The organism is Chryseobacterium paludis (assembly GCF_025403485.1).
Classification (GTDB): Bacteria; Bacteroidota; Bacteroidia; order Flavobacteriales; family Weeksellaceae; genus Chryseobacterium; species Chryseobacterium paludis.
The window spans coordinates 951680-963898 of sequence record NZ_CP099966.1 but is presented as its reverse complement, the minus strand read 5'-3'; the positions used below and the strand labels follow the sequence as shown (position 1 = coordinate 963898).

General features: G+C 33.0%; 13 protein-coding genes. 2 read left to right on the top strand and 11 right to left on the bottom strand.

Annotated features, from left to right (window positions below; genetic code table 11):
- From NG806_RS04000 to NG806_RS03990, 3 genes are all read right to left on the bottom strand, one after another.
- Positions 1 to 369, bottom strand: coding sequence for a VOC family protein (locus tag NG806_RS04000; RefSeq protein ID WP_214825472.1), 369 nt, complete (start codon positions 367 to 369; stop codon positions 1 to 3).
- Positions 366 to 809, bottom strand: coding sequence for a GNAT family N-acetyltransferase (locus tag NG806_RS03995; RefSeq protein ID WP_214825473.1), 444 nt, complete (start codon positions 807 to 809; stop codon positions 366 to 368). Before NG806_RS03995 ends, NG806_RS04000 begins: the two co-directional genes overlap by 4 nt.
- Positions 810 to 921: 112 nt before the next feature.
- Positions 922 to 1962 carry a M28 family metallopeptidase gene (locus tag NG806_RS03990; protein WP_261512049.1) on the bottom strand — a complete coding sequence of 347 codons (1041 nt, stop codon included), beginning with the start codon at positions 1960 to 1962 and terminating at the stop codon, positions 922 to 924.
- Positions 1963 to 2050: 88 nt separating this feature from the next.
- On the opposite strand from NG806_RS03990, the gene NG806_RS03985 reads away from it, so the two are divergent.
- Positions 2051 to 3190, top strand: coding sequence for an aminotransferase class I/II-fold pyridoxal phosphate-dependent enzyme (locus NG806_RS03985; RefSeq protein ID WP_214825475.1), 1140 nt, complete (start codon positions 2051 to 2053; stop codon positions 3188 to 3190).
- A gap of 58 nt (positions 3191 to 3248) precedes the next feature.
- Here NG806_RS03985 and NG806_RS03980 read toward each other — a convergent pair whose 3' ends face one another.
- The 3 genes from NG806_RS03980 to NG806_RS03970 form a co-directional block, all read right to left on the bottom strand.
- Positions 3249 to 5990: a sodium-translocating pyrophosphatase gene (locus NG806_RS03980; RefSeq protein ID WP_214825476.1), complete on the bottom strand. Its 2742-nt coding sequence runs from the start codon at positions 5988 to 5990 to the stop codon at positions 3249 to 3251.
- Between the two features lie 231 nt (positions 5991 to 6221).
- On the bottom strand, positions 6222 to 6833 hold the full coding sequence (locus tag NG806_RS03975; RefSeq protein WP_172283200.1) for an inorganic pyrophosphatase: 612 nt from the start codon (positions 6831 to 6833) through the stop codon (positions 6222 to 6224).
- A gap of 23 nt (positions 6834 to 6856) precedes the next feature.
- The gene (locus NG806_RS03970) at positions 6857 to 7369 is read right to left on the bottom strand and encodes a DUF7935 family protein (protein ID WP_261512047.1); all 513 of its coding nucleotides are present in this window, start codon (positions 7367 to 7369) and stop codon (positions 6857 to 6859) included.
- Between the two features lie 139 nt (positions 7370 to 7508).
- On the opposite strand from NG806_RS03970, the gene NG806_RS03965 reads away from it, so the two are divergent.
- Positions 7509 to 8297 (top strand): FkbM family methyltransferase, encoded by a 789-nt coding sequence (locus tag NG806_RS03965; protein WP_261512046.1) that lies wholly within the window; start codon positions 7509 to 7511, stop codon positions 8295 to 8297.
- A gap of 9 nt (positions 8298 to 8306) precedes the next feature.
- On the opposite strand, the gene NG806_RS03960 is transcribed toward NG806_RS03965, so the two are convergent.
- From NG806_RS03960 to NG806_RS03940, 5 genes are all read right to left on the bottom strand, one after another.
- Positions 8307 to 9239, bottom strand: a complete 933-nt coding sequence (locus NG806_RS03960) for a phytanoyl-CoA dioxygenase family protein (RefSeq protein ID WP_261512045.1) — start codon at positions 9237 to 9239, stop codon at positions 8307 to 8309.
- 78 nt (positions 9240 to 9317) lie between these two features.
- Positions 9318 to 10238 carry a hypothetical protein gene (locus NG806_RS03955; RefSeq protein WP_261512044.1) on the bottom strand — a complete coding sequence of 307 codons (921 nt, stop codon included), beginning with the start codon at positions 10236 to 10238 and terminating at the stop codon, positions 9318 to 9320.
- Positions 10235 to 10912: a RadC family protein gene (radC, locus tag NG806_RS03950; protein ID WP_261512043.1), complete on the bottom strand. Its 678-nt coding sequence runs from the start codon at positions 10910 to 10912 to the stop codon at positions 10235 to 10237. The genes NG806_RS03955 and radC overlap by 4 nt, the downstream gene beginning before the upstream one ends.
- Positions 10913 to 10949: 37 nt before the next feature.
- Positions 10950 to 11522 carry a murein L,D-transpeptidase catalytic domain-containing protein gene (locus NG806_RS03945; protein ID WP_214825486.1) on the bottom strand — a complete coding sequence of 191 codons (573 nt, stop codon included), beginning with the start codon at positions 11520 to 11522 and terminating at the stop codon, positions 10950 to 10952.
- A 10-nt stretch (positions 11523 to 11532) separates the two neighbouring features.
- Positions 11533 to 12201 carry an ABC transporter ATP-binding protein gene (locus tag NG806_RS03940; protein ID WP_214825488.1) on the bottom strand — a complete coding sequence of 223 codons (669 nt, stop codon included), beginning with the start codon at positions 12199 to 12201 and terminating at the stop codon, positions 11533 to 11535.
- Positions 12202 to 12219 lie beyond the last annotated feature (18 nt).

Genomic DNA, 12219 nt, shown 5'->3' with positions numbered 1-12219 from the left:
TTACTGAGTGAAAAATTCTCCAAAATGCCATAAAATACCAGAGGGATCATGCACGAAACACTCTTTTCCCCAATCCATAGTCCTGATAGGCACCAGCTTTGCATCTGTATATTTTTCTGTTAGATTTAGAAATACCAGTTCTTTCCAGTAGTCTTCCACATTGTCAACTTCAACAAAGATCATGGTATTATCAATCCAGTCTTTTACATAGGCGTCCTGAAGGTAAAAAGCAATATCCCCTTTTTTGAACAGAGATAACTTGGTTTCTAAAACAATTTCTTCAAATCCCAGATCGGTATAAAATGCTCTACTGACAGCAAAATTTTTAGCCCCGACAAATGGGCGAATAGATTTTACGGGTGATTTCATTGTTTTTCTTTTTTCCAGTTATTATAAGTCATTTCAAATTTAGTTTCCTTAGTTCCATGCATTCCTATATTTTGCCAGCCAAATTTTTCATAAAACCCTTCTGCTCTAGTTTTAAATGCAGTACCTAACCAGACACTTTTATCGGTTTGTTCAAAATACCAGTCCAGCATAATATTTTGAAGTTCCCGTCCGATTCCCATGTTCTCAAAATTGGGATGAACAAATAATGCCCAAATATTATTTTCTTTCAGATCAACGATTGAAAAGCCTACCATCTGATTACCAATTTCGCAGACCCAGCCTTTACCTCTTTCAAATAGAAATTCTTTGTAATCATTATCCGAAACAAGATTAGGATCAGACAGGATATTTTCTTTAACAGAGTTTCTAATTACCTGCATTTCCTGAATATCACTTTTCTTTGCTTCTCTAATATTCATTATTAATTCAATACTTTAATTAAAATATATAATCAATTATATTATAAATATTTACACATGAATATTTAAAGTAAACGATGCAAATATTTTAAACTTATATAATAACAATTTATTATTTATCAACCGCAATTCTTTCTGTTCTATTTGCAATTTCCCAAGCAGTAGCAAATACCAATTGAGCTCTTTTCTGTAGCAAGCTAAAATCAATCTTTTCTACATCATCAGTTGGTTTATGGTAATCTTCATGGATTCCGTCAAAGAAAAAGGCTACTGGTATATTGTTCTTTGCAAAATTATAATGATCTGATCTGTAATACAATCTATCCGGATCATTAGGATCATCATATTTGTAGTTTAGTTCCAGATTACTGGTTTTTTTATTAGCAGCCTCGTTGATCACTTTCAGTTGTGAGCTTAACATCTCTGAACCTATAACATAGACATAATTTTTTCCTCTGTTTTCCGGATCATCTCTTCCAATCATATCAATATTAAGATCTACGACTGTATGAGCAAGTGGAAAAACAGGGTTATCTGTATAATACTCCGAGCCAAATAATCCATGCTCCTCCCCGGTTACATGTAGAAATAAAATTGATCTTTTAGGACCATTACCTGCTTTTTTAGCACTTTGAAAAGCTTTAGCAATTTCCATAACAGCTACGGTTCCACTACCATCATCATCTGCTCCATTATATACGACTCCATTTTTTGTACCTACATGGTCATAATGTCCGGAAATAACCACAATTTCTTCGGGCTTTTCTGAACCTTCAATAAACGCTAGGATATTCTCTGAATCCGGAAGATTCCTTCCTCCTCTTTGTTGCATGAAAGAAGCCGGAACTTTCTGATAATAAGACCCTAAGGTTTTAGGAAAAGAAATTCCATGCTCTTTATAAAAATTAACCATATACTCTCCCGCTTTTTTCTGTCCCGGGCTTCCTGTATCTCTGCCCTCCATTTCATCTGAAGCAATTACATATAGATTTTTCTTTAGATCATCAATCTTAATTTCATGATATGCAGACTGAAATGCTTTTTCAGATTTTGATAATACTTTTGAAGAAGGTTGCCCATTAGTAGTAACCTTAGCCGTTTCACAACTTGATAGTATCACAACAGTAAAAAGAGGAATAAGTATCTTTTTCATTATAATATAATTTTCTTAAAAGTAACAAAATTTATTTAATCTATAACAAATTGCATTTTTCCTTATATTTGATTTAAATGCACAATAAATGGAAAATATTTTCGGATTTAATCATTATTCATTTTTTACGGATATGTCTGAATTGGCCTCAAAAAACAACAGTTTTGACTTGTCATTAGGGCTTCCTGATTTTGATATTGATCCCCGATTAAGATACTATCTTAAAGAATCTGCAGAGCTTAATTATCATCAATATGAGCCACTTGCCGGTAATCCTTTACTTATAGAATCCATCATAAAGTTTAATTTTAACCGTAAAAACTCTATTCATTTAAAAAAAGAAGAGATCACGATCGTACCATGTGCAACTTTTGCTTTACATACCTCCCTACAATGCATTTTAAATCAAGGGGATGAAGTTATTATCATCCAACCTTCTTATTACACTTATGGCCCATCAGTAGTCCTTAATGGCGGCATTCCTGTTTATTATGATCTTGACAATGATTTCACGATAAATTGGGATAAACTTCAAAATTGTTTATCTGAAAAAACTAAGGCGATTATTGTTAATTCTCCGCAGAATCCAACAGGAAAAATATGGTCTCAAACTGAATGGGATCAACTATATGATATGATCAAACATCAGGAAATATATTTAATTTCCGAAGAAATTTATGACACCTATTGTTACGATGATAAAGAGCATTACAGTTCTTTTATTCATCCGGAGCTGATGAAAAGAACATTTTGCATTTTTTCATTTGGTAAAATGTTTCATACCTCCGGATGGAAAGTCAGCTACATGTTGGCAACTCCTGATTTAACCTCTAAATTCAGATGTCATCAACAATATATTTCTTATAGTGCCAATGCACCAGCCCAATATGCCATAGCAAAGTATTTAGAAGTATTTGACCCATCCGAAAATAGAATTCTAATACAGGGAAAAAGGGATCTTTTTAATGAACTGGTTAAGAACACTCCATTAGAAGTTGAGCATAAATCTGAGGGTAGCGTTTTTCAGATCGTTAATTTCAGAAAAGTTTCTTCAACCATGTCCGATGTAGAATTCTCAAGATGGTTAACCATTGAAAAAAAAGTGGCATGCCTTCCTCTTTCAGCATTTTACAACTCGAGACAAAACTCTGATTACCTTAGATTTAGCTTCATTAAAAAAGATGAAGTGATCATTCAGGCAATGGAACATTTAAGAAAGAACTTATAAGATATCAATAAAAAAAGCACCACATATTGTGGTGCTTTTATAAAAATATTATTTTGAATTAAAGAGAAAGAACCCTCACATCAATCCTTCTGTTTTTTGCTTTACATTCATCAGTATCATTTGCTTCACAAACAGGATATTGAGAGCCATATCCTTCCGCTTCCACTCTATCTGAAGAGATTCCCATTTCCAATAGCTTCAATTTAGCCGTCTGTGCTCTCAGATTGGATAACCTTTTATTACTATCTTCATTTCCTGTATTATCCGTATAACCTCCTAGTTTTATTTTTAGATTAGGAAAGGCATTCAGCAATTCCGCCAGAGTATTCAGCTGCGCTTCAGAACCAGCTTTAAAATCACTAGAACCACTCTCGAAATACAGATTCTCAACAGTATACCAATTGTTAGGATCTAAAACAGATTGGTTTTTATTTTTAATGTTATTATACATTTCAAACAAACGGCTGTTTTCTCCAATCGAAATAGTATTTCCATTGCTAAGCTTTATGTCCTGAATATTTCCTGTTTCATATACGAAATCTCCATTTTCATTTAAATGCCCTTTAATCTCGTTTGATACTACAGCAGCTGTAGCAGATGCAGAACCGATGTTTTGTATACCTGAATGTGCTCCGACTTTACCTAAAAGAGTTTCAATTGTTGCCTTTCTTTCAGCTTCAATTTTGTCTTTATGCAGTGTTGCCAATGTTGGAGCAATGACCAATGATACAATAGACATTAATTTAATCAAGATATTCATCGATGGCCCTGAAGTATCTTTAAATGGATCTCCAACAGTATCACCAGTTACAGATGCTTTATGAGGTTCGGAACCCTTATAATAAGTTTGTCCGTTAATTTCTACTCCCTTTTCAAATGATTTTTTTGCATTATCCCAAGCTCCACCAGCATTGTTCTGAAACATTCCCATTAAAACTCCACATACCGTAGCTCCAGCCAGAAATCCTCCTAAAACTTCAGGTCCGAAGATAAATCCTACCAATAATGGAGATATTATAGCAATAGCACCCGGAAGCATCATTTTTCTGATTGATGCATCTGTAGATATAGCAACACATTTTTCATATTCTGGTTCCGCAGTACCTTCCAGAATTCCAGGGATCTCACGGAACTGTCTTCTTACTTCTTCAACCATAGCCATTGCTGCCTGTCCAACAGCCGTAATTGCCAAAGATGAAAAGATAAAAGGAATCATTCCGCCCACAAACAAACCAGCTAAAACATCAGCTCTGTAGATATCTATTCCATCAATTCCTGCAATTCCTACGAATGCAGCAAATAAAGCTAAGGCAGTTAAGGCAGCAGAAGCAATAGCAAATCCTTTTCCTGTAGCAGCGGTAGTATTTCCTACAGCATCAAGAATATCTGTTTTTTCACGCACTTCTTTTGGAAGCTCACTCATTTCAGCAATTCCACCTGCATTATCAGCAATGGGCCCAAAAGCATCAATGGCTAACTGCATTGCAGTAGTTGCCATCATTCCGGCTGCTGCAATAGCAACTCCATAAAGACCTGCGCATAAATAAGATCCGTAAATACCTCCCGCCAAAACAATAATCGGAAGCAAAGTAGATTCCATTCCTACAGCAAGACCTCCAATTATATTGGTTGCATGCCCTGTAGAAGATTGTCGTACAATACTGGAAACAGGTCTTTTCCCTATTGCCGTATAAAATTCAGTAATGATACTCATCAGCGTACCAACAACCAATCCAACCATGATGGCCCCGAAAACACCCATTTTAGTAAACTCGTGTCCTCTTAATACCATGGTTTCAGGTAATATATAGGTAACTAGAAAATAAGAGGCTATTGCAGTAATTACAATACTTCCCCAGTTTCCTAAATTCAAAGCATTTTGTACACTAGAGGTTGAAGCCCCATCGTTATCGTTGATTCTCACAAATAAAGTTCCTATCATGGAAAAAATGATTCCTGTTCCAGCTATAAGCATTGGAAGAAGAATAGGCGCGAAGCCTCCAAAAGAGTCAACCGAAATTGTTTCTCTTCCTAATACCATTGTAGCCAATACCGTTGCAACATATGAACCAAATAAATCAGCTCCCATCCCCGCAACATCACCAACATTATCCCCCACGTTATCAGCAATCGTAGCTGGGTTTCTTGGGTCATCTTCAGGAATTCCCGCTTCTACTTTTCCCACTAAGTCAGCACCAACATCGGCAGCCTTGGTGTAAATACCACCACCAACTCTTGCAAATAAAGCTATAGATTCTGCCCCTAAAGAAAACCCCGTAAGAATCTCTATTGTTTTCTCCATTTCATGGGAATCAACAGTTGCATCTGGTGCAAAGATCTGTTTAATGATTAAAAATAAAGCTCCCAAACCTAAAACAGCCAAACCAGCAACACCCATCCCCATCACAGAACCTCCTGTAAATGAAACTTTTAACGCCTTAGATAATGACGTTCTTGCAGCTTCTGCAGTTCTTACATTGGCTTTTGTAGCTATCTTCATTCCTATAAAACCCGCAGTAGCAGAAAAGACAGCGCCTACAGCAAAGGCTACCCCAATACTCCAATGTGAATTGGAATTACTCATCCCCATTATCGCTAATAAAATAGCTACAACTACTACAAAATAAGTTAAGATCTTGTACTCTGCCTTTAAGAAGGCCATAGCACCGTCAGCAATGTGTCCGCTGATAATTTTCATTTTTTCATTTCCGGCATTCTGTTTTTGCACCCAATTACTTTGTATAAAAGTATATAGTAGAGCGATAACACCAAAAACCGGAACCAAATAGAACAAATTCATAGTTTATTATTTTTATATTAAAAAATTGTAATTAGTTTTATAAATATAACAAAATTTCCAAATGCTTTGTAAAATCAACCCTAATTAATCATATTATTATAAATAAAATCATCACCAAACAATGAATTATACTCTGTAAAATGAAAATTATTCATTTTAAACTCCCCTTATTGCAAAGAAAAAAGGCAGCTGAAAACTCAACTGCCTTTATTTATTTATCGAAAGAAATTATTATCCGCCGAATTTTTCCGCGTAATCTTTTTGAGACGCTTTAATTACTTTTCTAGCATGTTCAACCCCATACACCTCCTGAATTCTACATTTAGCAGGCTCATCCGGTAAGTTTTTGTATGTTAAGAAATAATGCATCAGTCTTCTTACTTCAGCTTCAGGTAATTCAGCGATATCTCTGAAATGTCCAAAAGCGTGGTCACCTACCATTACCGCTACAATTTTATCATCAGCCTCACCACCATCAATCATTTTGAAACCACCGATTGGAATAGCTTCCATAAGCATTCCTCCTGAATGAATATTGTGTGAACTTAATACACAAATATCTAATGGGTCATGATCTCCCATTGTTACATCATCTGCTCCACTCTCAACAGCTAACTTCATTACTTCATTATGGCAATATGTTCTTGGAACAAAACCATATAGAGCAGGAATAATATTTGAAAATTTCTGAGGACGGTCTACTTTTAAATATCCAGTTTCCTTGTCAACTTCATACTTAATAGTATCTGAAGGAACGATTTCCACAAATACATTTACAACATTTGGCGCATCTTCCCCTGCAGAAATCCCATGCCACGGATGTGCTTTAAAATTTGGAATCATTATATATATTTTATTTTTTTAAGTTATGCTAATATTAAAATTTCTCTCCTTAAGTCTTCTATTGTAGCTGCAATATAGTCTTCATCATTCATATAATTCATAATAAAAACGGTCTTAAATTCGTTCAGATCGGGATTATTATTTAAATCTTCATACGTCTTATGAAGAAGATCAATAATTGCACTCTTACAATCGACTATATTTTTCCACGAATTTTTTGTCAAATAAAGCTGTTGAGAAGAATTATACTCGAATTCTTCGTTGATTGTTTTTTCAGTAAGAAATACAAACTCATGAACCGCTAAATTCTTATCAAACTTCTGAATAATATTAGAAGGCTTTATCCTTTCCAGAAAAAGTGTCATCCTTTCATATGAATGAGTCTTATTTTCGGAATTTGATTTTACAGAAAGAAGCTTTATCTCCTGATTTTTAAGGGTAATATAAGTGTGTACGAATTGTCTTAGCAAAACCAAAAAAGGAATTGCAATAATTAATGCAAAAGCATACGGTAGATATTCTGAAAAACTTGTCATAATTCGATGTGCAAAATTACTAATAATTTACTGTTCTGTATGCAAGTTTAGCCCTTTTATTTTTCAATTTTTATTTAAAAAATAGTTAGATAAATATAAATACTCTTAATTTGCGTTATCAACTATCACACTACTTACAATGTCTTTAAAAAACTATATTTCTAAGGTACTTTTTAATAAAAATATGAGTGGAAACCTGAAAACGTTTCTTGCATTTATTGTTAATTCAAAAAGATATAGTTCAAAATTCAAAAAAAGTAGTTTGGATTTCAGTAATAATGAAATTTTTGCTTACAATTTTAAAAATGGAAACAAAAGATTTGACACTTATCTAAGAACCTTCAAGGGAGATATTGATATTTTTTATGAGATATTCTGGAAAGAAACTTACAAAGAACACCTTCAATTTTTAGTCAATGACCCTAAAATCATTGTTGATCTCGGAGCACATATTGGGATGACATCGATGTACCTTTCATTAAAATATCCTAATTCAAAAATATATTCTGTTGAGGCATCTCAGGAGAATTTTGAAATCCTAAAAACCAATACAAAATCATTTACAAATATTGTGTGCTTAAATGCTGCTGCTCATTTTGAAGATGGAACATTAAAGTTCGGAGGAGATGAACTTTCATACAATCAAAAAGTATCTGAACAAGGTATTCTTACAAAGGCTTTGTCTATGGGAAGTATCATGAAAAGCTATGATATTGAAAAGATTGACTTGCTTAAAATTGATATTGAAGGAGCAGAGATCGAATTACTTGGTAAAAATAATTCATGGCTGCAGAAGGTAGAAAATATTGTAATCGAAATACACCCACCTTATGATGCTAAGAGTTTAAATAACGACATAGAACCCTATAACTTTTCTATAAAAAATCAGAGAAAAGATGTATTATTTGTCAATAAATCATTAAGCTAATAGTTAGAATTACAACTCAAATAATGCTGGTCTCTGAGTTACTTCATGATAGCATACACTATTTTCGTCAAAGTAATGATAAACAAGACTTTTCCTTGTTCTCTCTTTGTCCAAATGTGGTTCTCCCCCATGCAAAATATTAGCATGCCATATCAAAAGATCGCCTTTTTTTGCTCTGAAAATTTCTTTCTTCAGACCAAGCTCTTTTACTTTATTTTCTAAAAACTCTTCATAAGCCTTATAACTTTGTTTGCCAATTTTAAAAGCATTTCCTTCATTATCATAATCTGAATTTAAAAAATATGGCAGTTTATGGCTTCCTGGAATATAATGAAGTGCCCCATTATTCTCATCGATATCTTCCAGTGCAATCCACACTCCTAAAAGGCCTCCCAGAGGATAAGTAGTCATATGAATACTGTCAGAATGTGTTTTTTGCTGACTCCCATTAATAAAATTAATACTTTGAAAAAGCTTTGCTTCCCCATCAAGTAAAACTGAAAGAAAGTCAAGAAAATCTTTATCATTACCAATCATTCTGATAATATCAGAATGATGAATTGCAAACATTAATTTTCCACCATAACGAAACTTCAAGGTTCCTTCGGTCATTAATTTTTCTATTTCATCATTAATTTGATCAACTATTTCTGTGCTTAAATAATTTTTTAAGATAAGATATCCATTATTATTGTAGTGAATAGTACTTTCTTTATTTTCTTGTGATAATTTTTTATAAAAATTGGTATTTATCAATTTTTCATGATCTATCCCTCTTTCACTTGCTGGAAGATGGGAAAAATCTTTACTTGAAATACTTGAAAAATAACTTTTATTAACACCATATTTCTTATACAACGGAATATTGTGTTTCAACTTTTTCTTATTGAAAAAATTATAGATTGCATATGGTAATTTATAGTTTCGAATCTGTTTAAACATAAATAAGATATGGTGTTAAAATAACTTTGTAAAGTTATAAATAATATTTAGAACCAATCTAAACAATGATTAGGTTTACTATTTTAAGTTAAAGAATTTTCCTTTAATAATGAGTGCAATTAAATCTTTCACAAGTTTTTTTACAGAACTCTCGATAATACCATAAGGTCTAAATTCGGGACGAAAACCTCTGAAGAACTCCTCTATATTAGGAAGTTCCCCCCCTTCAAAATCGAATATTTTAGTTTCTATAAAATCTTTAATAACATTATCTATAAGCACAGAAGCTCCAGAAATCTTCACATATTTTTTATCATTAAATGTTCCTAATAAAGCTACAGTATATTTATCTTCGTAAATAGCTATAACATTGATAATACTATTATTATAATAAAAAGCAGAAAATTGAAGATGTCCCAAGTGATAAAACATTTCGAAAATCCTTAAAAATCCACTCAGATCCCCTTCTTTATCTAATCCCAACATATTAGCCTCTATAAAGCCTTTAGCTTCATTAAAGCTTACCATCTTTATTTTAGATACATTTAAGACATCTTTATCTAGCCTTAATTTCCTTTTTCTTTTAGGTGAATATTTAGAGTATACATTTTCATAAGAATCCGGAAGAATTAGAAAGTTTTTTCTTAATTCTATTTGGGAATGAAATTGATTACAATCGTTAAATTTATAAACTCTAACAAGATAATTTTTATTCAGGTATCCATAAAAGGCTTCATTAATTGATATATCTTCTTTCTTTGAAAAGATACCTAACTGCTGACATAACATTGGGTTATGGACAATCTTTAGTCCATATTTTTTCACATATGGAATTGGCATTACTGCTTCATAATCATTATAAACCAGTAATTCCCAACGGTTATTGGAAGAAACATCTAAAAAAACTTTCGAAGCCGAGTATTTCCTTTGCTCAGAATTTTCCAAACATTGTGCATACTTTACAAAATCTATTTCACTATATTTTAATCTCTTAATCATACTAATCCTTCGTCCGAGAAACTAAAATATGCGTTTTGCGTAATAATTAAATGATCCAATAACTGAATATTGAGGAATTTCCCTGCGTCTTTTATTTTTTTAGTAACATCCAGGTCTTCTCTACTTGGTTTTAAACTTCCAGAAGGATGATTGTGGGCAATAACAATTCCTGTAGAAAAATTATCCAAAGCTGTTTTAAATAAAATCCTCACATCAACAATAGATTGGCTGATTCCCCCTTGCGTTAATTGAGAAATCTGAACCACCTTATTGCTTTGATTGAGAAAAATAGCCCAAAATTCTTCGATTCTTAAATCAGACAAATGATTTTTAAAAATAACATAGGCATCATGACTGTTTGAAATTATTGGTTTCTCAGAAATTTCCTGTCTGCCCCTTCTACGTCCTATTTCAAGAGAGGTGGCAATTGATAGCGCTTTTACTTCACCAACACCCTTAAATTTCATTAAATCTTTAATAGATAGTAAACTCAAGTCATGCCAGTTATTATTTACTGTAGATAAGATCTTTCTAGCAAGTTCTAAAGCAGTTTCATCTCTGCTTCCGCTTCCCATAACAATTGCTAAGAGTTCTGAATCAGAGAGTGAATCTTTACCTTTTTGTAAAAATTTTTCTCTGGGTCTATCATCCTCTGCAAGAAACTTAATGGACATAACTGAAGTTTAAATTAAAAGTACAAAGTACGAATTTTTAATAGAAAGCGTACAAAATAACAGGCTGTTTCGATGAATCAATATATCGGGCAGTTTGTTTCAAGGCATTAAATGAAAGCATAGGACAGCCTAAACTTAAACAAGCTGGATTTTGTGATTCATTATCAGGAATACAACTATAAGAATGAAGAACGATAGCCCTTTCCATAGCATTATTATTGGTAATGTCCAGACCATTTAACCGATAAGACTTTCCAAATCTTCCGGAATAACTTTCTTTGATCTCAAATTTACCTAATGATGACTGATAGGAACCTTCAACATTGCTGAAATTGAGTGCATCAGAATTCTTTATCACTGAACCTGAACCATGAGCTACAATAGCCTGTTGTAATATTTTATTATTTTTCAGATCGTAAATAAAATAACGGTACTTCCCCGAATAGACTCTAAAATTGATAAATACAGCAAGATCCTGATTATAGTTCTTTCCTTTTAAAAATGTTCTAATCTCTGTAATTCTGGATTCTGGCAAATTTGATATGCTTTGTGATTTAAAACCAAAAGTAAAAGACAATAACACAAAAAGAACAATAATTTTTCTCATCATTAAAACTACATTATTCGATAATCATTCCGTCTTTCATGACCAGTTTTCTATCTGTAATTTCAGCAAGATTCGGATTATGGGTTACAATCACAAATGTCTGATTATATTTATCTCTTAAATCAAAAAATAAACGATGCAAGTCATCTGCATTTTTTGAATCAAGGTTACCGGTTGGCTCATCAGCAAAAATAGTTTTAGGTGAGTTAATAAGCGCCCTGGCAACCGCTACCCTCTGTGCCTCCCCACCAGATAACTGATTAGGTTTATGATGTAGCCTTTGCTCTATTCTTAGGTCTTCAAATAAAGCGTAAGCTTTTTCCAAAGCTTCTTTTTCATTGGCTCCTGCAATTTTGGTGGGAAGCAAAACATTTTCCAAAGCTGTAAATTCAGGAAGTAACTGGTGAAATTGAAATACAAAACCAATATTCTGGTTTCTGAACTTAGAAAGCTGTTTATCATTCATATTGATAAATGATTCTCCAGCCAAAGTAATTTCCGTGTCGTAATTCTTTGAGTTGGTAGGCGAATCCAAAGTTCCTAAAATTTGTAGAAGTGTAGATTTCCCTGCTCCGGACTCTCCTACGATAGAAACAACTTCTCCCGTTTTGATATGAATATCAACACCTTTTAATACTTCTAAATTCCCATAAGACTTATGGATATTTCTTGCTATAATCATGGTTCAAAAATAGTGAAT